The sequence below is a fragment of the Sphingobium terrigena genome (assembly GCF_003591655.1).
Classification (GTDB): domain Bacteria; phylum Pseudomonadota; class Alphaproteobacteria; order Sphingomonadales; family Sphingomonadaceae; genus Sphingobium; species Sphingobium terrigena.
This window is the reverse complement of sequence record NZ_QVRA01000013.1, coordinates 86,060-105,553: the sequence shown is the minus strand read 5'-3', so window position 1 is coordinate 105,553 and position 19,494 is coordinate 86,060. Positions and strand designations below refer to the sequence as shown.

At 62.9% G+C, this 19,494-nt stretch carries 21 protein-coding genes; 14 read left to right on the top strand and 7 right to left on the bottom strand.

All coding sequences use genetic code 11. The annotated features are described in order from the left end of the window. Positions 1-21 precede the first annotated feature (21 nt). Positions 22-480, top strand: coding sequence for a nucleoside deaminase (locus D0Z70_RS15125; RefSeq protein ID WP_119747876.1), 459 nt, complete (start codon positions 22-24; stop codon positions 478-480). Here the strand turns inward: D0Z70_RS15125 and D0Z70_RS15120 are convergent. Beyond that, a complete protein-coding gene (locus D0Z70_RS15120; RefSeq protein WP_119747874.1) occupies positions 442-2,340 on the bottom strand; it encodes a hypothetical protein in 1,899 nt (632 codons plus the stop codon). The two genes, D0Z70_RS15125 and D0Z70_RS15120, sit on opposite strands and share 39 nt — an antisense overlap. A 42-nt stretch (positions 2,341-2,382) precedes the next feature. Here D0Z70_RS15120 and D0Z70_RS15115 point away from each other — a divergent pair, with 42 nt between their 5' ends. Together D0Z70_RS15115 and D0Z70_RS15110 are read left to right on the top strand one after the other, a co-directional pair. Continuing rightward, complete coding sequence (locus tag D0Z70_RS15115) at positions 2,383-2,799, top strand: GtrA family protein (protein ID WP_119747872.1); 417 nt, start codon at positions 2,383-2,385, stop codon at positions 2,797-2,799. Between the two features lie 104 nt (positions 2,800-2,903). Continuing rightward, positions 2,904-3,197, top strand: coding sequence for a GIY-YIG nuclease family protein (locus D0Z70_RS15110; RefSeq protein WP_119747870.1), 294 nt, complete (start codon positions 2,904-2,906; stop codon positions 3,195-3,197). Positions 3,198-3,235: 38 nt separating this feature from the next. Here D0Z70_RS15110 and D0Z70_RS15105 read toward each other — a convergent pair whose 3' ends face one another. The 3 genes from D0Z70_RS15105 to D0Z70_RS15095 form a co-directional block, all read right to left on the bottom strand. After that, positions 3,236-4,039: a LytR/AlgR family response regulator transcription factor gene (locus D0Z70_RS15105; RefSeq protein ID WP_119747868.1), complete on the bottom strand. Its 804-nt coding sequence runs from the start codon at positions 4,037-4,039 to the stop codon at positions 3,236-3,238. Continuing rightward, positions 4,036-5,142: a sensor histidine kinase gene (locus tag D0Z70_RS15100; protein WP_119747866.1), complete on the bottom strand. Its 1,107-nt coding sequence runs from the start codon at positions 5,140-5,142 to the stop codon at positions 4,036-4,038. Before D0Z70_RS15100 ends, D0Z70_RS15105 begins: the two co-directional genes overlap by 4 nt. Before the next feature lie 85 nt (positions 5,143-5,227). Then, on the bottom strand, positions 5,228-5,710 hold the full coding sequence (locus tag D0Z70_RS15095) for a winged helix-turn-helix transcriptional regulator (protein WP_119747916.1): 483 nt from the start codon (positions 5,708-5,710) through the stop codon (positions 5,228-5,230). 111 nt (positions 5,711-5,821) lie between these two features. Between D0Z70_RS15095 and D0Z70_RS15090 the strand changes: the two genes are divergently transcribed. From D0Z70_RS15090 to D0Z70_RS15055, 8 genes are all read left to right on the top strand, one after another. Further along, on the top strand, positions 5,822-7,927 hold the full coding sequence (locus tag D0Z70_RS15090) for a RelA/SpoT family protein (protein ID WP_119747864.1): 2,106 nt from the start codon (positions 5,822-5,824) through the stop codon (positions 7,925-7,927). 405 nt (positions 7,928-8,332) lie between these two features. Beyond that, entirely contained in the window at positions 8,333-8,848 is a 516-nt protein-coding gene (gene rplJ / locus D0Z70_RS15085) for a 50S ribosomal protein L10 (RefSeq protein ID WP_006956162.1), read from the top strand. Between the two features lie 72 nt (positions 8,849-8,920). Further along, a complete protein-coding gene (rplL, locus tag D0Z70_RS15080; RefSeq protein ID WP_006956160.1) occupies positions 8,921-9,292 on the top strand; it encodes a 50S ribosomal protein L7/L12 in 372 nt (123 codons plus the stop codon). Positions 9,293-9,573: 281 nt separating this feature from the next. After that, positions 9,574-9,885 carry a hypothetical protein gene (locus D0Z70_RS24650; RefSeq protein ID WP_147418772.1) on the top strand — a complete coding sequence of 104 codons (312 nt, stop codon included), beginning with the start codon at positions 9,574-9,576 and terminating at the stop codon, positions 9,883-9,885. Positions 9,886-9,970: 85 nt separating this feature from the next. Beyond that, complete coding sequence (locus tag D0Z70_RS15070) at positions 9,971-10,417, top strand: HPr kinase/phosphorylase (protein ID WP_119747860.1); 447 nt, start codon at positions 9,971-9,973, stop codon at positions 10,415-10,417. Continuing rightward, positions 10,414-11,352: an RNase adapter RapZ gene (rapZ, locus tag D0Z70_RS15065; RefSeq protein WP_119747858.1), complete on the top strand. Its 939-nt coding sequence runs from the start codon at positions 10,414-10,416 to the stop codon at positions 11,350-11,352. The genes D0Z70_RS15070 and rapZ overlap by 4 nt, the downstream gene beginning before the upstream one ends. A 22-nt stretch (positions 11,353-11,374) precedes the next feature. After that, the gene (locus D0Z70_RS15060) at positions 11,375-11,779 is read left to right on the top strand and encodes a PTS sugar transporter subunit IIA (protein WP_119747856.1); all 405 of its coding nucleotides are present in this window, start codon (positions 11,375-11,377) and stop codon (positions 11,777-11,779) included. Continuing rightward, positions 11,776-12,048, top strand: coding sequence for an HPr family phosphocarrier protein (locus D0Z70_RS15055; RefSeq protein ID WP_119747854.1), 273 nt, complete (start codon positions 11,776-11,778; stop codon positions 12,046-12,048). The genes D0Z70_RS15060 and D0Z70_RS15055 overlap by 4 nt, the downstream gene beginning before the upstream one ends. A 210-nt stretch (positions 12,049-12,258) precedes the next feature. On the opposite strand, the gene D0Z70_RS15050 is transcribed toward D0Z70_RS15055, so the two are convergent. Next, on the bottom strand, positions 12,259-13,341 hold the full coding sequence (locus D0Z70_RS15050) for an AI-2E family transporter (RefSeq protein WP_119747914.1): 1,083 nt from the start codon (positions 13,339-13,341) through the stop codon (positions 12,259-12,261). Positions 13,342-13,468: 127 nt separating this feature from the next. Between D0Z70_RS15050 and D0Z70_RS15045 the strand changes: the two genes are divergently transcribed. The 3 genes from D0Z70_RS15045 (at position 13,469) to D0Z70_RS15035 (ending at position 16,210) form a co-directional block, all read left to right on the top strand. Then, positions 13,469-14,266: a TrmH family RNA methyltransferase gene (locus D0Z70_RS15045; RefSeq protein WP_119747912.1), complete on the top strand. Its 798-nt coding sequence runs from the start codon at positions 13,469-13,471 to the stop codon at positions 14,264-14,266. A gap of 123 nt (positions 14,267-14,389) precedes the next feature. Then, positions 14,390-15,670 carry an MFS transporter gene (locus D0Z70_RS15040; protein WP_119747910.1) on the top strand — a complete coding sequence of 427 codons (1,281 nt, stop codon included), beginning with the start codon at positions 14,390-14,392 and terminating at the stop codon, positions 15,668-15,670. A 48-nt stretch (positions 15,671-15,718) separates the two neighbouring features. Beyond that, complete coding sequence (locus tag D0Z70_RS15035) at positions 15,719-16,210, top strand: DUF4402 domain-containing protein (protein WP_119747852.1); 492 nt, start codon at positions 15,719-15,721, stop codon at positions 16,208-16,210. Between the two features lie 12 nt (positions 16,211-16,222). Here the strand turns inward: D0Z70_RS15035 and D0Z70_RS15030 are convergent, their stop codons facing one another. Continuing rightward, positions 16,223-16,750 carry a GNAT family N-acetyltransferase gene (locus D0Z70_RS15030; protein ID WP_119747850.1) on the bottom strand — a complete coding sequence of 176 codons (528 nt, stop codon included), beginning with the start codon at positions 16,748-16,750 and terminating at the stop codon, positions 16,223-16,225. Between the two features lie 64 nt (positions 16,751-16,814). Then, positions 16,815-19,490 carry a TonB-dependent receptor plug domain-containing protein gene (locus D0Z70_RS15025; protein ID WP_119747848.1) on the bottom strand — a complete coding sequence of 892 codons (2,676 nt, stop codon included), beginning with the start codon at positions 19,488-19,490 and terminating at the stop codon, positions 16,815-16,817. Positions 19,491-19,494: the final 4 nt, after the last annotated feature.

The following is a 19,494-nucleotide window of genomic DNA, read 5'->3' as shown; positions in this document are numbered from 1 at the left end:
TGCTGTAAGGGCGGGGATGTCATGTCCTCACCCTTTCCCTTGCCCGACCCCATGCGCCGTGCGCTGGCCCTTGCCCGCGCGGCGGAGGCGGCGGGCGAGGTGCCGATCGGCGCGGTCGTGACCAAAGATGGCGTCATCATCGGCGAGGGCGAAAATCGCAACCGCCGCGACCATGATCCCACCGCCCACGCCGAAATCGTCGCGATGCGGGCGGCGGCGATCCATCTGGGCGATTTCCGCCTGACCGGCTGCGACCTGTGGGTGACGCTGGAGCCCTGCCCGATGTGCGCGGGGGCGATTTCCCACGCCCGGATCGCGCGGCTCTATTATGGCGTGGGCGATCCCAAGGGCGGGGCTATCGAGCAAGGGCCACGGCTGTTCGCCCAGCCGCAATGCCTGCACCGTCCCGAAGTCTATGGCGGATTGGCCGAAGCCGAAGCCTCAGCGCTGCTCAGGGACTTTTTTGCTGCCCGACGCTGAATAATCGATGCGGTAGAGCTGATAGGGCAATGTCATGCCGCTGTTCAGTGCCACCGGCACCAGCCAACCCGGTATCGTCCCCCGCATCAGGTCCGCATAGAAACCGCGCGGGCTGCGCGACTGGTAGATCGTGCCTTCGGGGAAATTGGGGCAGACCAGCAAATAGGTCGCATGATGCCGCGCCGCGATCGGCCGGAAGGCGTCGGCGGGGCCGTCATAGGCGTGGTGGATGTCCAGGATCGTCGCGCCGTTGCGATGATAGGGACCGGCCAGCGCGCTATGATGGGTCGTGGCAATCAGGCGCGGGCCGAGATCGACCATGGTGAAGATGGTGGCAGGCGGCAACTGGTCCAGCACTTCGAGCGCGGGTAGCGTGCGGCAACGGCCATTCGCTTTCTTGATCGCATCGTTGCGGGCGATGGCGGAGGGGCGCCAGGGTTTGGGCTTCGTCCCCGCCGCCTCCTGATACAGCCTCACCGCCTGCGGATAGAGCGGATAGGCGCAGGCAATCGCCGCCAGCAGCGCCACCCCTGCCCCCGCCGCGATTCGCACCCGGCGCGTGCCGGTAAAGATAGCGCCGATCAGCCGGTGCGCGGCCCAGGCGGCGGGCGGGATCGCCAGCAATTGCGCCGCCGGGCCAGCCCGCAGCTGCCAGAAGAGCAAAGCGGTGGAAAAGAGCATCATCAGGCCCACGGTCGCCCAGGCCCAAAGCCGCTCAGCGTCGCGCTGCGCATCCCACAAGGCCCAGATCAGGCCGATCAGCCCCGCAACCGGGATCGCCAGCAGCGGCACGACCATGCTCTGCGCCTGCGCCGTGATCGGCTTGGCCTCGCGGATATTGGCAAGCCAGAGCCGCTGAAGTTCGGGCGAAATCTGATAGGGGCTGAGGCATTGCGGCCAGTTCAACCAGAAGAAGGCCGCGACCGCACCGCCGACAACCATCCCTGCCGCCAGCCGCATCGCCCAGCCGCGTAACGGGGCGAGCGAGAGCAGCACCATACCCGCCGACGCTGCGCCGAACACCGCCACCCAGATCGGCGAGATCGCATCGCACACTTGTGAAGCGTTGGCATAGCTGGCGAACAGCAAGTAGCAGAGCGAAGTCGCGCCGCCCAAACTCAGCGCATAGGGCAGCATCCGCCGCTCCGCCCCTTCGCGAAACACCCAGCGCAGCGCAATGAGGCCGCCGCCCGCCGCCAGATAGACGATCATCTCCATGCCGATCGCGATCGACAGCGCGCTGCTGACCCCGGCCATCACCCCGCCGCGCAGCCGGTTGGTGTCGATGACCCCGGCCAGCATCGTCACCGCCAGCGCCAGTTGCCAGCCATGATGGTCGATCCGCATCGGCGCATACATGCCCAGCCCCATCTGCGCGGCTAGCGGGGCGAGCGCCGCCAGCAGCCAGCCATGCGGCCCGGCCAGCCGTCGCCCGATAAAGCCAAGGCTGAGCATCAACAGCAAGAGCGGGAGCAGCGGCGCGATACCGCAGGCCAGCCGATCGGCCAGCCCTTGATCGACAAAGGCGCGGAAGAAGAGGATCAGCCCGGCGATCGGGATATCGACCAGCCGCGACCAGTGGATATTCGCGCCGCCCGGCGGATCGAGCCGATACTGGCGCAAATCATACCAGCCCTGCCCCGCCAGCCAGTCCTTCACCTGCACATAGCGGATATTGTCGTCCGTATCGCTCAGCACCAGCCAGTGGATCGCGGGCCAGCGAGTCGTGACCATGGCGACCGCAATGACGATCCAGATCAGGAAGGTCAGCCACTTCCAGTGCCGCGCGCTCCACGCCAGCAAGGGGGGCAGGATATGGGTCACCCGCGCGCGCAGGGCATCGGCGCTTTTCAAGCTCATCCTTGCCCCCTAAACGAGCCGTGGCAAAGCGCAACGGGGACCATGGCCATCATCAACCGACTTTCACCGCAACATCGCGCGCTGTTCTGGCAAATCGTCCGCTATGGCGTGACTGGCCTGTTCGTCACCGCATGTCAGGCAAGCATCTACTGGAGCCTTGCGGCGCTGGCCGGGCTGCACCCGCAACTGGCCAATCTGGTCGGCTATGGCGCAGCGGTGGTGATCGGCTATGTCAGCCACAGCGCCTTCACCTTCCGCGGCCACGGCACCCGCGACAAGGCGGCAGCGCGGGGGTTTCGCTTCGTCGCGGTGTCGCTGGTCAGCTATGCGCTCAATGCCCTGTGGGTGTGGCTGTGCGTGACCCATATGGGCTGGCCCGAATGGTCGCCGATCCCGGCGATGATCTTCGTAACGCCCGCGGTGATGTTCGGGCTGAACCGGCAATGGGTGTTCAAGTAGCCCATTGGGCGATTTTGAAACAGCGTGCTCCCGCGAAGGCGGGAGCCTAGTTCCGCCCTCTGCACTGGGTTCCCGCCTGCGCGGGAACACGATATCATTTCGGCATGACTAGACACGGTTACGTCTATCTGATGGCAAGCAGCCAGAACGGGACGCTTTATCTTGGCGTGACCAGCGATCTTGTCCAACGGGCGTGGCAGCATCGCAACGGCTTTGGCGGTGAATTCAGCGCCAAATATCGCTGTCGATTGCTGGTGTGGTACGAAGCCTATGACGACATTCAGGAAGCGCGCCAGCGCGAGTTGCGGATGAAGAAATGGGAGCGCAAGTGGAAGCTGCGCATGATCGAGGAAATGAACCCAACGTGGCGCGACCTGTTTGAGGATATCGCCACATAAGCCGTGTTCCCGCGCAGGCGGGAACACGTCAGTTCAGGTCAATGAACGAACCGCGCCACCACGTCGCGGTAGGAGCGGCTGACCTTCACCTGTGCGCCCGATTCCAGCACCAGGAAACACTCGCCGTTGGTATGCGGCTTGACCTGCTTGACCTGGCTCAAATTGACGATGGTGGAGCGATGGACGCGCTGGAAATTGCGGGGGTCCAGGCGCTTTTCCAGATCCTTCATCGTTTCGCGCAGGATCAGCGAGTTGTCGGCGGTGTAGATGCACATATAGTCGCCCGCGGCGTCGATCCGCTCGATCGAATCGACGTCGACGCGGAAAATCTGGCCGCGATCCTTGATGTTGATGAGTTTCTCGAAACGGTTGGAGGCCGGGCCTTCTTCGTCCGCCGAATTAAAATCGCTCATCGCCTGGGGGGCGACTTCGGCCAGCACCTCACGCAATTTCTCCGCTTCCTGCACCTGCCGCTTGTCCGACAGGCGCAGGCGCACCCGGTCGAGCGCGTCGGCGAGACGGCCTTCCTCCACGGGCTTTAGCAGATAATCGACCGCCTGCGCCTCGAACGCGCGAATCGCATGATCCATATAGGCGGTGACGAAGATGAAGAGCGGCGGCTCGACTTCCATAATCCCCTGCACGACGGAAAAACCGTCAAAGCCGGGCATCTGGATATCGAGGAACACAAGGTCGGGTTTATGGGTCTTGATGGCGCGGATCGCTTCGCGCCCATTGTTGCAGGTTTCGATAATTTCGACATCCTCATGCGCTTCCAGACGCAGCATAAGCCCTTGGGTCGCCAGGCTTTCGTCGTCGACGAGGATTGTTCTGATCGTCATGCGGCCACTTTCGATGAATCTTCCAGATTAAGCGGAATTTCGATGATCACCGAAAAACCACTGGGACTTGAACGTGTTTCAAAGCTCTGTCGTTCCCCGAAGGCCTGAATGAGCCGGTCCCGGATGTTCGGCAGGCCAACGCCCGTCCCTTCACTGACGGCAATGTGTGGCTTCATTGCGCCTTCATTCAATCCCGGCCCGCTGTCGGATACGACGATCCGCACATTTTCACCGGCAGGCTGCGCGCTGACCGATATTTCCGCGCCCTCCTCCTTGGGCGTGACGGCATATTTGATCGCATTTTCGACCAGCGGCTGGAGCAGCAGCGATGGCAGCCGCGCCTGCGCGACCGCCGGGGCGATCAGGAACACCGGGCGCAACCGGTCCTCGAACCGCATCTTCTCAATCTCCAGATAGAGTTTGAGCGTCTCAATCTCCTGCTCGATCGTCACCTGCGCGGTCGGCTCGTTGATGAGGGTATAGCGCAGGAAGGAGGACAGGCGTGACAGCATGGCGTTCGCCCGGTCGGTCTGCTTGAGCAGCACCAGCGTGGAGATGGAGTTCAATGTATTGAACAGGAAATGCGGGTTGAGCTGATAGCGCAGCATCGCCAGCTGCGCGCTCGACGCCTGATTTTCCAGATGGAGCAGCTGGTCCGCCTGCTCCTCCACCGTCAGGTAGAAATTGATGGCATAATAGAGCGCGGACCATGCGCCCAGCAGCGTCATCGACAGGTAGAAAGCGCCCAGAAACAGTTGCAGCCCCGCCGTGTCGCTGCCCTTGTTCTGGGTCGAAAAGACCCAGGCGTCGATGAAGGCGACCAGTGCGGCGGCCGCCACCACCGTGACGATCGATACGCCCCAGGTGATGATCGGCTTTTGCTTGAGCAGGAAGCGAAACATCACCGCGATCAGCAGCGTCACCGAATAGCCGGTGACGGTGGAGATGAGGACCGGGACCAGGCTGGACAGCGGCTGGCCATTGGCGATGGTGGACGATCCGCGCAGCAGGAACGCGCCGGCCCAGCCGAGCGACTGCAGGTTCCAGAAAGCGCGATTCTTGTCCGCGAAAAAGGGCTGGGGCTGGAAGGGATGAACAGACATTGCGGGCAGTCTAGGCGATTTGAGGCGGCGGGTGAAGCCGCCGCTGCCCATTCCGTCCCGACCTTGGCCCTGCTGCCCCTGCCCGTCAGGCGGCGGCAGCGGGTTCCTCCGCCATCGGCGTGACTTCATCCGGGCATAGCCAGACCAGATCGCTCAGTTCGAGCACGCGGCCATCATGCGCCTGTATCGTGACCTTGCGGATCGGCAGGCCATCGCGCCGGTCGGCCAGCACCTGACAGGACACGGTGCCGCAGCCCCATTTTTCGCCCCACTGGCGCAGCGCGATCATGACCGGGGCCAGTGCCTGCCCCTTTTCGGTCAGGCGATATTCCACCTTGCGCCGGTCGCACTGCATCGGTTGGCGCAGCATGATGCCATTTTCGACCAGCCGGGCCAGACGGTTCGCCAATATGTTGCGGGCGATGCCCAGCGTCGACTGAAACTCCTCAAAATGGCGGATTCCCGACAGGGCGCCACGCAGGATGAGGAAGGACCAGCGTTCCCCCATCGCCTCCAGCGCGGCGGGAAGCGCACATTGTTCGAGATCCTGGGCCAGATTATGTTTCATGATCATGACTAGATAGCCCAAAGCGGGCGCAGTTGCAAAAGCGCCGTGTATTTAGGGCAAATGGGATTTTTTTGTTGCGCCGCAAGGCACTTCCCACACAATCGGGAAACGATGTTACGCCAGTATGAACTTGTCGAGCGCGTTAAACGCTATGATCCCAATGCGGATGAAGCGATGATCAACCGCGCCTATGTCTTTTCGGTCCAGAAGCATGGCAGCCAGAAGCGCGCCAGCGGCGACCCTTACTTCAGCCACCCGATCGAGGTGGCGGGCATCCTCACCGATTTCGGGCTGGACGACCAGACGATCGTGACCGCGCTGCTGCACGACACGATCGAGGATACGCTGGTCACCTATGAGGAGATAGAGGCCGCGTTCGGCCCCGATGTCGCGCGGATGGTCGATGGCGTGACCAAGCTCAGCAAGATCGAAGCCATGTCCGAAAATGAGCGGGCGGCGGAGAATCTGCGCAAATTCCTGCTCGCCATGTCGGACGATATTCGCGTGCTGCTGGTCAAGCTTGCCGACCGGCTGCACAATATGCGCACGCTGCACTTCATCAAAAATCCCGACAAGCGCCGCCGCATCGCCAAGGAGACGATGGATATCTATGCGCCGCTCGCCGAGCGGATCGGCATGTATGATTTCATGCGCGAAATGCAGCTGCTGGCCTTTCGCGAGATCGAGCCGGAAGCCTATGCCAGCATCACCAAAAGGCTGGAGCAGCTGAAGGAGGGCGGCCATGACAAGGTCGACCGGATCGGTGCGGAACTGCAATTGCTGCTGGGCGGATCGAACATCCCGGTCACCGTGTCGGGGCGCGAAAAACATCCCTTCTCGATCTGGAAGAAGATGCAGGAGCGGCATATCAGCTTTGAACAGCTAACCGACGTGATGGCGTTCCGCGTGATTACCGAGACGACGGCGGACTGCTACCGCGCGCTGGGCGTCATCCACCAGACGTTCAAAATGGTGCCGGGCCGGTTCAAGGATTATATCTCCACCCCCAAACGCAACGGCTACCGCTCGCTCCACACCACCGTCATCCATCAGGACAATGCCCGGATCGAGGTGCAGTTGCGCAGTCGCGACATGCACAACGACGCCGAACTGGGGCTGGCGGCGCACTGGGCCTACAAGCAAAAGGGCGACGCGACCGACCAGAATGCCGCATGGCTGCGCGATCTGGTCGAGATTTTGGAACAGAGTCAGGACGCGGACGAGCTGCTCGAACATACCCGCATGGCCATGTATCAGGACCGCATCTTCGCTTTCTCCCCCAAGGGCGAACTGCACCAGCTGCCCAAGGGATCGACCCCGGTGGATTTCGCCTATGCGGTGCATACGTCGCTGGGCAACCAGACGGTCGGCGCGAAGGTCAACGGCCGGGTCGTGCCGCTGCGCACGTCTCTGGAAAATGGCGATCAGGTCGAAATCCTCAAATCCGCGGGGCAGGAACCGCAGCCCGGCTGGCTGACCTTCGCCATCACCGGCAAGGCGCGCGCGGCGATCCGCCGCTATATCCGCCAGAAGCAACGCGGCGAGGAAGTCGCGCTGGGCGAGAAACTCTATGAGGAGATTGTCGGCCGCTTCTCCCACGACCTTGCCAGCGAATTGGGCGACAAGGCGCTCAAGGCCGCGCTCAAGCGGCTGAAACTGGATGATCGCGCCGCACTGATGGTCGCCATCGCCACCCATCGCCTGCTCGATTCGGAAGTCATGGAGGCGCTGGTCCCCGGCTCCACCACCGGCACCGGGATGGAGGAAGCCCATCCGCGCCAGCACGCGCCCATCTCCATTCGCGGCCTGACGCCGGGCATCGCCTACAGCCTGTCCGATTGCTGCCACCCCGTGCCGGGCGACCGCATCGTCGGCATCCGCCGCACCGGCGGGCCGATCGAGGTCCATACGATCGACTGTCGCACGCTGGAGGCGGGGCAGGATGACGACTGGGTCGACCTGTCCTGGGACAGCAAGTCCAAGGGCGGCACAGCCCGGTTGCAGGTCATCGTCAAGAACCAGCCGGGTGCGCTGGCGGCAGTCACCAACGTGTTCGGCGCGACCAAGGCGAACATCCTCAACCTGCAACTGGTCAACCGCGAAGGCCCGTTCCACACCGATATCATCGACCTGGAAGTCGCCGACGCCCAGCATCTGATGCGGATATTGTCAGCGCTGCGCGCGCTCGACACGGTGGTGCAGGCGGACAGGGTTTAAGGCATCATCCGTTCGGGCTGAGCGAAGGCGAAGCCTTCACCTGAGCGGAGGCGAAGGCACCTCGCTTCGCTCGGCAGAACCCTTCGACTTCGCTCAGGGCGAACGGTGTAAGGAATTTCCGCGTGACATCGCGGCCCTTCCCCGCTAATGGCCCCGCAGCGAACCCCCTGTGGGTTCACCGTCCGAGACAGTTGGTGAGGGGAATTTGCCCCTCTTAATGTCCAGCCTAGACGGGGAAAAGTTCTTTACCGGACGGGCCATTACGGTCTGTTTCGGGTCTGCCGCCTTCCTTCAAACGGACGAACGGCCAGTCGATCTCTCCCCTTCGGACTAACATCCCGTGTGCTTGCACGCGGGTTTTTGCCGTTCATCGGGCTTTCCGGTGGACATGAAGTGGAGAATGGCATGGATCGTAATCAGAAATCTGAGGTCGTCACCACGCTGAACGCTACTTTTGCCGACCTGGGTGTTGTCGTGGTCACACGCAACCTGGGCATGACCGTCGCACAGTCGACAGTCCTGCGGCAGAAGATGCGCGAAGCGGGCGCGTCCTACAAGGTTACGAAGAACAAGCTCGCCAAGATCGCGCTGAAGGACACGCAATACGAAACGATCAGCTCCATGCTGACCGGCCCGGTTGCGCTGGCCACTTCGGCAGATCCGGTCGCCGCCGCCAAGGTGGTGATCGATTTCGCCAAGACCAACGACAAGCTTGAGATCGTTGGCGGCGCAATGGGCGGTGTGCTGCTCGATGCAGAGGGCGTCAAGGCGCTCGCATCGATGCCCTCGCTGGACGAACTGCGTGCAAAGATTATCGGCCTCATCCAGGCGCCGGCAACCAAGCTCGCTACCGTCATCCAGACGCCGGCTTCGCAGCTCGCTCGTGTCTTCAACGCCTATGCGGAGAAGGAAGCGGCCTGATCGGTCGCAACCAACTTCCTGTAATCGTTTCAACATATTGCGGGGTTCACCCCGTTTAGAAGGAAAAATATCATGGCAGACATCAACGCACTGGTCGAACAGCTTTCGGCCCTGACCGTCCTCGAAGCCGCCGACCTGTCGAAGGCGCTGGAAGAAAAGTGGGGCGTTAGCGCCGCTGCCGCCGTCGCCGTCGCCGGCCCGGCCGCTGCCGCTGCCCCGGCTGCTGAAGAGCAGACCGAATTCGACGTGATCCTGACCGGCGACGGTGGCAAGAAGATCAACGTCATCAAGGAAGTCCGCGCCATCACCGGCCTGGGCCTGACCGAAGCCAAGACCCTGGTCGAGTCGGCCCCCAAGGCGATCAAGGAAGGCGTGAACAAGGAAGAGGCCGAGAAGGTCAAGAAGCAGCTTGAAGAAGCCGGCGCGACCGTCGAACTCAAGTAATCGGGAGGCTCCGCTTCATGCGGGGCTGAACGGCTGACCTTTGGGCTGGCGGATAATGGGGCGGTGCCGCAAGGTGCCGCCCTTTTTCTGTTTGGCGGTGTTGAGAGATGCGCGCGCCTCCTCCGTCATCCCGGACTTGATCCGGGATCCATTCACGCAACGGTCGTGATCCTGCGCGGTGGTAGAGCCAATGGATCCTGACTTTCGTCAGGATGACGGTGGTGGTAAATGGAAAGAAGTGACCGTTGGCGGCCATTGCGATAACTTCTATAGGCTAAAGCATGTTTCGTTTGGTGCCTCTGTCTTTGGCCTGCATATCGGTGGGATGCGGTGAAGCACCTCAATCGAAGGCGGCTGACAATGTGCAAAGCCTTGCGGTAGAATGTGGATTGCTTCCGCAATCTATAACTTTTTGGGAAGAAGGCGGCTATTTCGCTCTCACGTTGCCGCTTGATGCACACGGACAGCTTGATTGCTTGAAAGCAAACGCTTCACTCCATGACATCATGGTGAAAGCAGAGCGAGAGCGCGACGGTGTCAGCGTGGCACTGTTTGACTTAGTGCTGCCCTCTAATCCTGCGAAGACAGACTGACGACTCCCCGCCCCACGCTGGCACGCCCCACCCCCCAAAAACCCGTTCCCACTTTTCCCCAGACTGTTCTACAAGCGGAACAGATATGCCGCGCGCCCTTTCATCCGAGACGCTTCATGCGACCAGCGTGGCCATTGGTGGCCGCGCGGTTTTGTTGTGCGGGGTGAGCGGGATCGGGAAGTCCGACCTGGCGCTGCGGCTGATCGACCGGGGGGCGACGCTCATCAGCGACGATTATACGCTGGTCAAGCGGGTGGACGGGCAGTTGGTCGCCACCGCGCCCGTGACGATCATGGGCAAGATGGAGGTGCGCGGGCTTGGCATCGTGGCGATGCCGCATGTCGCCGATGTGCCGGTCGCGCTGCTGGTTGATCTGTTCGACAAGGTGGACCGGATGCCGCTGGAGCCGCTGATGCGCACGGTGGCGGGGATGGACGTGCGGGTGGTGAAGATCGCGCCGCTCGAAACCTCCGCGCCGATCAAGGTCGAACTGGCGCTGCGGACGCTGGGTCAGGGATCAGGCACGCCATGACCCAGTCCCATCCCAAGTCTATCCTCCTCCTGTCCGGCCTGTCGGGCGCGGGCAAGACCACGGCGCTGAAAACGCTGGAGGATATGGGCTGGGAGGTGGTGGACAATCTGCCGCTCGTCCTGCTCGACCGGCTGCTCGACACCCCCCTGCCCGCTGGCCATGCCGGTGCGGACGACCGGCCGCTGGCGCTGGGCATCGACGCGCGCACCCGTGGGTTCGACGCCAATGCCATCGTCCAGCGGATCAAGGCGCTGCGCGACAAGCATGGCCATGATGTCGAGACATTGTTCCTCGATTGCTCCGGCACCGAACTGGAGCGCCGCTTTGCCGAGACGCGGCGGCGGCACCCGCTGGCGCTCGATCGCCCGGCAGCCGACGGGATTGCGCGCGAACGCGAACTGACCGAACCACTGCGCCGCTGGGCCACACAGGTGATCGACACCACCAGTTTCTCCAGCAACGCCCTGCAACAGGAAATCCGCGACCGTTTCTCGCGTGAGCGCCTGTCAGACCCGGTGCTGACCATATTGTCCTTCGGCTTTTCGCGCGGGATGCCGCGCAACGCCGACCTGATGTTCGACATGCGATTCCTGCGCAATCCGCATTGGGACGAAACGCTGCGGGCCAAAACGGGGCAGGACGCGGATGTCGCCACCTATATCGTCGCCGATCCGGCCTATGAGGAGGCAGTCGGCAAGATTGAGGAACTGCTCAAAATCGTCTTGCCGCGCTACGCAGAAGCCGGAAAGGCCTATATTACCGTAGCGTTTGGCTGCACCGGGGGACGGCATCGGTCGGTTCATGTGGCCGAGCGTGTCGCCAGATACTTGCAAGATGCGGGGTTTTCGCCCACGGTCTCGCACCGCAATATGGAATCGGCGCCACAGGATAGTCTGGAGAAGCGCCCACCGGGAGGCCCGAAAGCAATATCATGAAGCAGGTGGGCCGCAAAAGCACATGATCGGACTCGTACTCGTCACCCATGGGTCGCTCGCGACCGAATTCGTCGTCGCGATGGAACATGTCGTCGGCCCGCAGCAGCAGATCGAAACGATCTGCATCGGGCCGGAGGATGACATGGAATTGCGCCGCGCGGACATCGCCACGGCGGTCGCCCGCGTCAATGACGGCAGCGGCGTCATATTGCTGACCGACCTGTTCGGCGGCACCCCTTCCAATCTGGCGATTTCGCTGCTCAAGGCAGGCGAGATCGAAGTGATCGCGGGCATCAACCTGCCCATGCTGATCCGGCTGGAAAGCGCGCGCAAGGTGATGGACGTGAAAGCCGCCGTCGCCGCCGCGCGGGAGGCGGGACAGAAATATATCAGCGTCGCATCGGAACTGTTGGGCAGCACCACATGAATGAAGTCAGCCGGGAAGTCCTTATCAGCAACAAGCGCGGCCTCCACGCCCGCGCCAGCGCCAAATTCGTGACCCTGGCAAGCGGCCTGCCCGCCGACATCATCGTCAGCAAGGATGGCAGCGACGTGACCGGCACGTCGATCATGGGCCTGATGATGCTGGGCGCGGCCATGGGCGACAGCATCACCATCAAGGCGACCGGGCCGGAAGCGGTCGATTCGCTGGGCAAGCTGGTGGGTTTGGTCGAGGACAAGTTCGGGGAGGAATGAGCTACTCCCCTCTCCCTTGAGGGTCGGCCAGAGTCACGTGCCTCTGGCCGAGGTGCGCAGACTTGGCAGCGTGCTGCCTAGTCGAAGCTGGGAGAGGGTGTGCCGCCCTCTCGCAAACGCGCCACCGGCGGCGCCCCCCTCTTCCAACTGCGCCTAACCTCACTGCGTTCGGCAAGGCTGCGCATCCTTCTCCCCCGTGGGGAGAAGGTGTCAGTTGCCGCCCACTTCGCCTTCGCGCCGCATCTGGGTAAAGATGTTCCACGTCGCGATGAACAGCGCCGCGATCACCGGGCCGATGACGATGCCGTTGAAGCCGAACATCTCGATCCCGCCCAGCGTCGAAATCAGCACGACATAGTCGGGGATGCGCGTTTCGCGGCCGACCAGTATCGGGCGCAGCAGATTGTCGACCGATCCGATGATCAGCGCCCCGGCCGCAACCAGCACCACCCCCTGCCAGATTGCCCCGGTGGCAAACAGATACAGCGCGACCGGCGCCCACACCAAAGCCGCGCCGATGGCCGGCAATAGCGAGAAAGCACCCATCAGCACGCCCCACAGCAAGGCACCCTGTATGCCCAGCATCCAGAAGATGACCCCGCCGATAAAGCCCTGCACGATGGCGACGACCAGGCTGCCCTTCACCGTGGCGCGGATCACCACGACGAAGCGGCGCAGCAGCGCCTCGCGCTGATGCGCGCGCAGGGGCGCGGATTCGGCGAAACGCTGCGCCAGCCGATCGCCATCACGCAACAGGAAGAAAGCGAGATAGAGCATCACGCCCAGCGCGACGATGAAGCTGAATGCGCTCTGCCCGATCAGCAGCGCCTGGCCCGCCAGCGTGCGGAAGCTGCTGGTGATGCCGCGCGTCACGGTGACGCGGGCCGCATCGAAATTGCTGAACCCCATGCGCCGCAACACGCCATGCGCCCAATTGGGCAGGGCGTCCTGCATCTGCGCGAACATGCGGGCAAAGTCGATCTTGCCCGACTGTATCTGCGCATAGAAATGCGCCGCTTCCTGGATCAGCGCGATCGACAGGAAAATGGCCGGGATGATGACGATGGCGATGATCAGCAACAGCGTCAGCAGCGCCGCGCTGTTGCGATGGCCCGGCATCCGCGCCGCGATCCGCTGGTTCACCGGCCAGAACAGCACCGCGATGATGACACCCCACAGCACGGCGGCGAAAAATGGTTCCAGCACGAACGCAAAGGCGATCGTGACCAGAATGACGAGGCCGAGGAAGAATCCGTCCTCGATGCGGGTGTGGCTGGTATGCGGCGTGGTCATTTCACCCCCGTAAGCAAGATCGGGCGGCAAATCCATGGGGCAGCCCATCGGTTCCAACCCCCCTGTCCTTTTACGCAATCCGCCGGTAGAGAAGCCGCTTCATCCGCCTATCGGGAACAGACGCAACGTGGCACGCGAAATCACCGGATTTTCCAACCCGCTGGTGAAGCGCGTCCGATCGCTGCGTGAAAAGAAATATCGCAAGGCCGAGGGGCTGTTCCTGGCCGAAGGACTGCGCATCCTGACCGAAGCGCGCGAGGAAGGCGTGCTGCCCGAAATGCTGTTCCATGCCGGGTCCACCCACAAGCTGGCGATAGACCTGATCGCGGCGATGGAGGCGGCGGGCGGCGACGTGATAGAAACCTCCGCCGACATTCTCTCCAAGATCAGCGGCAAGGATAATGCGCAGGCCGTGGTCGGCGTCTATCGCGACCGGCTGACCCCGCTGGAGCGACTGGACCGGACCAAGGCCGACATCTGGATCGTCGCGCAATCGCTGCGCGATCCGGGCAATCTGGGCACGATATTGCGCACCGGCGACGCGGTGGGGGCTGGCGGGCTGATCCTGATCGACGATTGCGTCGACCCCTTCTCGGTCGAATCGGTGCGGGCCAGCATGGGCGCGCTGTTCACCCAGTCGATCACCCAGGCGCGTTGGGGCGAGTTCATGCACTGGCTGCGGCAGGGTCCAGGCGAACTGATCGGCACCAGCCTGAAGGCTACCCATGATTATCAGGAGCCGCGCTATGCCAGCCCGTCCTTCCTGCTGGTCGGCAATGAGGCGCAGGGGCTGCCGGAATTCTACGAGGCGGAATGCGACCTGCTGGTCAAGATGCCGATGCTGGGCAAAGCCGACAGCCTGAACGCGGCGGTGGCGACGGCGGTGATGGCCTATGAACTGCTGAACCAGAAACGAAAGCGATAACGCCCGTCATCCCGGCGAAAGCCGGGATCCCGCTTCTTCGTTGCGCGGGACAAAGTCAGAGGGATTCCAGCCTGCGCTGGAATGACGGCATTTGGATTGATCAGGGGGCAAGAGATGACGAACATGAGCGGCATCGGCGAAATGTGGCGGCACAAGCGGGTGCTGACCGCCAGTCTGGTCGGCACGGCGGTGGAGTTTTACGACTTCTACATCTACGCCACCGCCGCCAGCCTGATCTTCCCCTCGCTCTTCTTCCCCTCCTCTTCGCCCACGGCGCAGTTGATGGCCTCTTATGGCAGCCTGGCCCTCGCTTTCTTCGCGCGGCCCGTGGGTGCGGCGGTGTTCGGCCATTATGGCGATCGCGTCGGACGCAAGGCGACACTGGTCGCGTCGCTGATGCTGATGGGCGGCTGCACGCTGCTGATCGGATTCCTGCCCACCTATGCGATGATCGGTTACTGGGCGCCTTTGATCCTGTGCGTGCTGCGCTTTGGCCAGGGCTTTGGCCTCGGCGGCGAATGGGGCGGCGCGGCGCTGCTGGCGGTGGAGAACGCCCCGCCCGGCTGGCGCGCGCGCTTTGGCATGTTCCCGCAGCTTGGCGCCCCGGTGGGCTTCATCGCCGCCAATGGCCTGTTCCTGATTTTGGGCGCGCTGCTGACCGAAGAGGATTTTCTGGCCTGGGGCTGGCGCTTGCCCTTCCTGGGCAGCGCGGTGCTGGTGATATTGGGGCTGTGGGTTCGCCTGAAGCTCACCGAAACGCCCGAATTTGCCGCCGCGCAGAAAGAAACCCCGCCGCCTGCCGTGCCGCTTGCCACCTTGCTCAGGTCGCATCTGGGCGCGGCGATTGCCGGCACCTTCGCCTGCGCCGCCTGCTTTGCGGTCTATTATATCGCCACCGCCTTCGCGCTCGGTTACGGCACCACGGCGCTGAAGATCGACCGGGAAATCTTCCTCGCCATCCAGCTGGGCGCGATCCTGTTCATGGCGGCCAGCATCATCCTGGCCGGCTGGTGGGCCGACCGCACCACCCCCACCACCGCGCTTGCCTGGGGCTGTGTCGGCACGGTCGTGATGGGGCTCGTCTTTGGCCCGATGATCGGCACCGGGGCGCTGCTGCCGATCTTCGTGGCGCTCAGCCTTGCGCTCTTCATGATGGGCTTCATCTACGGGCCGCTGGGTGCCTATCTGCCCGCTCTCTTCCCGATCCAGCTGCGCTATACCGGCGCATCCTTCGCCTTCAATCTGGGTGGCATCATCGGCGGCGCGCTGGCCCCGATCGTCGCCACCTGGCTGATCGGCGTGCAGGGTGTCGGGCTGGTCGGCCTCTATATGTCTTTGGCGGCGCTCATCAGCCTTGGCGGGCTGTGGTGGACCAGCCGCCAGCACAGCTTGCCGGATCGCTGACAAACATCGTTAATCCCGGCTTTACCATGTCGTGGCAAAGCCGGTTGGATGACGATCCGACGCCTTGCCTTTGCTGCCAGCATGATGCTGGCATTGGCCGACGCCCCGGTCGCCAGCGCCGCACCCGCGACCGGCGGGTCCAGCGCGACCATATTGGGCGGCCTGCGCGTGACCAAGACCAGCGATCTCAATTTCGGCCTGCTCGCTATCCCCAACCGGTCAGGCATAGTGCGCGTCCGCGCCGATGGCAGCCGGGTGTGCGGCAACGGGCTGGTCTGCATGGGCGGCACCAGTGCCGCATCCTTTACCGTCCATGGGCGGCCCGGCGAGCGGGTCGAGATTGATCTTGCCCAATCATCGGTCCGCCTGACCAACGCAGCGGGGAACCGGATGACCGCCAGCCTCAGCCGCTCCCACTCCTCCGTCCGCCTGACCGGGGGCGAAGCCATGTTCCAGATTTTCGGCACCTTGCAGGTCAGCGCCAGTCAGGCGATCGGCACCTATCGCGGCAGTTTCAACGTGCTGGTCCAATATGACTGAGGGCAGCGCCGTTCAGTCGATCACCTTGCGCATCAGGATCATCGGCACGCCGCTATCCTCGAACGGGCGCACATCGACAAAGCCGAAGCTGCGGTAGAGCGGCGCGCCCGCCAGCGTCGCGGACAATTCCAGCGCGGCAAACCCGTCCGCCAGCGCCGCCGCCTGACAGAGCGAGAGGACGAGCGTGCCGACGCCTTTGCGGACATGGTCGGGGTGGGTGTACATCGCCCGGACCTTGGCGGCCTCCGTCGCCGGATCGAGCAGCCGGTCATCGCGCCCGGCACTGTGATTGCCGCCATAGGCGGTCGCCCTGCGGCTCCAGCCACCACAGCCCGCGATGGCATTGCCCTCCTCCACCACGAAATAGGTGCCGTCGGCGATCAGGCGGCTGTCCAGCCCCATGAAAGCATGGCTGGCCCGCACCTGATCGGGCGTCAGGAACGGCGCTTGCAACCGGTCGATCGCCTGCCGCATCAACGCGGCAAGCATGGGTTCGTCGGCCGCAGTGGCGAGGCGGTTGGTCAGGGTGCGCGTCATCATCGCATCTTTTGAAACGGCAAAGGCCGGCCCCGCAAGGGACCGGCCTGCACCTGTCAGGATCGGATCAGAATTTGAAGCCGACTTTCCCGTACCAGAAGCCGCCGTTGAAGCCGAACGGCGACACGTCGGGGTAGATATCGCCGGTGAAGCGACCGCCGGTCGAACCAAAGACCGGACCAAGGCCATTGACCCGGTTGTCATATTTGTCGGGATAGTTGCTGAACAGGTTTTGGACGCCAACGCTCAGCGTGAAATTGTCATTCACTTCATAGCTGGTTTCAAAGTCGAAAACGAATTCGCTGCCGAAGGTCTGCGACACCGGGCCGTCATCCGTCTGGGTATATTTGCCGTACCAGTTCATGCGCGCCAGCACGGAGAAGGGACCGCTGTTCCAGTTTTCGGTCAGGATGACGCGCGTCTTGGGCAGGGTCTTTTCCAGCTGGGCGACACGGACGTCGGATACGATCGCCGGATCGCGCGCGATCACCTTGGTCTTGTTATAGTTGAACGCCAGCGTCGTGTTGAAGCTGCCCATCGTATCGGTCGCAAAGCGATAGCTGCCGACGACATCGACACCCTGGGTGCGGGTATCGAAGGCGTTGGTCAGGAACTGCACTTCGTTGACGGTCGCATAGTTGGCCAGCCCCAGCGACTGGAGCGTCGGCCGCTGCGAATCGGCGATTTCAAACGTGCCGGATGTGCCAATCCGGTCCTTCACCTTGATGTTGTAATAGTCGACCGACAGGGTGAAGCCGGGCGCAGGCGTGAACACGGTGCCCAGCGAGAAGCTGACCGACTCTTCGGGCTTCAAGGGCGTCGCGCCCAGGAAGGCGGCAACCGGGCTGGTAACCGGCAGCGTCATCGACTCGATCGCGTTGGGATTGCCGGGGTTGAAGCCGGTCGCGATGCTGCTGCTGTTGACCTGCCCTGGCGTAGGCGCACGGAAGCCCGTCGCCACCGTGCCGCGCAGCGCCACAACGTCAGGCACCACGGCATAGCGGGCCGAGAATTTGCCCGTGGTCGAATTGCCAAAGTCGGACAGGTGTTCGTAGCGGCCCGCAATGCCGAAGGAGAGCTGTTCGGTGATATCGCCTTCAATATCGATATACAGCCCCTTGGAATTGCGGTCGCTTTCGCCCGCAATTGCCGGGCCGTAACCGGGGAAGCCATTGGCACCCACCGGCAGCGCGACCGACAATTGGGTGCCGTCCGCGTTCAGCACTGGCGTGCCGTCCTGATGGAAAACCAGATTGCCGGTATATGGCCCAATCGCCCAGGACGGCTGGTCACCCAGACCCAGTTCATAGGCTTCGCGGAAATATTGGCCGCCAAAGGCGATCGTGACGGGGCTGGCAAAACCGACCTCCCAGGGATAGCTGAAGTCCGCGTTGAACAGGGTTTCGCGCTGTTCCAGCTTGCCGAGATAAAATTCGTTGGGCGATGTGATGCCCAGCGACGGGTTCATCGTCCCGTTCATCGTGTAGCGCAGGGTCGACTGGCCGTAGCTGCCCGAAATATCGTAATTCAGGCCGAAACCGAATGTGCCCTTATAGCCCACGGTGCCCGAAATATCGTCGATCTTGCCGAAGAAGATCGGCGTGAAGCCACCGGGATAGACGCAGCTCCAATTCTGGACCAGCGGATCGGAACAGGTCGCAACCTTGGTATAGTCGCGCGTGGTAACTTCATAATCGTTGGGCGCATAAACATTGCCCCCCGCAGCGCCGGTCTGGATGCCCGGCAATGTGTTGTCGAAATCGGTGAAATAGTCGTTGAAAATGCCATTCTTGCCGAAGCTGTTGCCTTCAATGTCCACGCCGCGCGTGTTCACCGACTGGCGATAATTGAAGCTTTCTTCCTGGAAACTGTGGCCATAATTGCCGAAGAAGTAGATCGAGCTTTCGCCCAGATCAAAGCCGCCATTGACGAAGAAGCGATAGGATTCCATCGCCGGGTTGCCGTAGCGCTGCGCGAGCTTGGGCACGCCGATGGTCGGCTGCTCCTGCGCCAGCAGATGCGCGCCCGCGCGGGTGACGCCCCGGCTGGTCTTGCCCGCATTCACATATTCGCCGCTGATGTTGATGAAGCCGCTGTCGCCCAGCTTGAACCCGCCATTGAGGGCCAGCTGATAATCCTCACCATCGCCGCGATAATATTGGCCGTAGCGGGCATAGCCCGAAAAACCGTCCGTATCGTCACGCAGGGTCATGTTGATAACCCCGGCGATCGCGTCGGACCCATATTGTGCCGACGCGCCGTCGCGCAGCACTTCGACCGCACGGACCGCAATGGCGGGCACCTGCGCAAGGTCAGCCGAATGAGCGCCGGCCGATTGCGCGTTCGCGCCAATCTGGACGAGCGCGGAACGATGCATCCGCTTGCCGTTGATCAGGACCAGCGTCTGGTCAGGCGCCAGGCCGCGCAGGTTGGGCGGGCGGACGAAGGAGGAGCCGTCGCCAATGGCGTAGCGCGCGACGGAGAAGGAGGGGACGAGGTTCTGGATGACCTGGTTCATGTCCGCCGTGCCCTGCTTTTGCAGTTCGACGCCGGAATAGACGTCGATCGGCGTCGGCGATTCGGCGACCGTGCGGTCGGTGCGGCGCGTACCGGTAACGATGATGGTTTGGCCCGGCGCGTCAGCGGCAGCAGCTTGCGGCGCGGCATCCTGCGCCAGAACAGGCATCGAATAGAACAACGCAACGGCAATGGCGCTGCGCGAAATCAGTCCCTGATACTTCATCAAA

Bases quoted from the DNA above. Each gene is read 5' to 3' on its own strand.
- rapZ (WP_119747858.1), top strand. From the start codon at position 10,414: ATGACCCAGTCCCATCCCAAGTCTATCCTCCTCCTGTCCGGCCTGTCG.
- D0Z70_RS15090 (WP_119747864.1), top strand. From the start codon at position 5,822: ATGTTACGCCAGTATGAACTTGTCGAGCGCGTTAAACGCTATGATCCC.
- D0Z70_RS15100 (WP_119747866.1), bottom strand. From the start codon at position 5,142: ATGTCTGTTCATCCCTTCCAGCCCCAGCCCTTTTTCGCGGACAAGAAT.
- D0Z70_RS15095 (WP_119747916.1), bottom strand. From the start codon at position 5,710: ATGAAACATAATCTGGCCCAGGATCTCGAACAATGTGCGCTTCCCGCC.
- D0Z70_RS15110 (WP_119747870.1), top strand. From the start codon at position 2,904: ATGACTAGACACGGTTACGTCTATCTGATGGCAAGCAGCCAGAACGGG.
- D0Z70_RS15040 (WP_119747910.1), top strand. From the start codon at position 14,390: ATGAGCGGCATCGGCGAAATGTGGCGGCACAAGCGGGTGCTGACCGCC.
- D0Z70_RS15105 (WP_119747868.1), bottom strand. From the start codon at position 4,039: ATGACGATCAGAACAATCCTCGTCGACGACGAAAGCCTGGCGACCCAA.
- rplL (WP_006956160.1), top strand. From the start codon at position 8,921: ATGGCAGACATCAACGCACTGGTCGAACAGCTTTCGGCCCTGACCGTC.
- D0Z70_RS15115 (WP_119747872.1), top strand. From the start codon at position 2,383: ATGGCCATCATCAACCGACTTTCACCGCAACATCGCGCGCTGTTCTGG.
- rplJ (WP_006956162.1), top strand. From the start codon at position 8,333: ATGGATCGTAATCAGAAATCTGAGGTCGTCACCACGCTGAACGCTACT.
- D0Z70_RS15030 (WP_119747850.1), bottom strand. From the start codon at position 16,750: ATGATGACGCGCACCCTGACCAACCGCCTCGCCACTGCGGCCGACGAA.
- D0Z70_RS15070 (WP_119747860.1), top strand. From the start codon at position 9,971: ATGCCGCGCGCCCTTTCATCCGAGACGCTTCATGCGACCAGCGTGGCC.
- D0Z70_RS15050 (WP_119747914.1), bottom strand. From the start codon at position 13,341: ATGACCACGCCGCATACCAGCCACACCCGCATCGAGGACGGATTCTTC.
- D0Z70_RS24650 (WP_147418772.1), top strand. From the start codon at position 9,574: ATGTTTCGTTTGGTGCCTCTGTCTTTGGCCTGCATATCGGTGGGATGC.
- D0Z70_RS15125 (WP_119747876.1), top strand. From the start codon at position 22: ATGTCCTCACCCTTTCCCTTGCCCGACCCCATGCGCCGTGCGCTGGCC.
- D0Z70_RS15060 (WP_119747856.1), top strand. From the start codon at position 11,375: ATGATCGGACTCGTACTCGTCACCCATGGGTCGCTCGCGACCGAATTC.
- D0Z70_RS15120 (WP_119747874.1), bottom strand. From the start codon at position 2,340: ATGAGCTTGAAAAGCGCCGATGCCCTGCGCGCGCGGGTGACCCATATC.
- D0Z70_RS15025 (WP_119747848.1), bottom strand. From the start codon at position 19,490: ATGAAGTATCAGGGACTGATTTCGCGCAGCGCCATTGCCGTTGCGTTG.
- D0Z70_RS15055 (WP_119747854.1), top strand. From the start codon at position 11,776: ATGAATGAAGTCAGCCGGGAAGTCCTTATCAGCAACAAGCGCGGCCTC.
- D0Z70_RS15035 (WP_119747852.1), top strand. From the start codon at position 15,719: ATGACGATCCGACGCCTTGCCTTTGCTGCCAGCATGATGCTGGCATTG.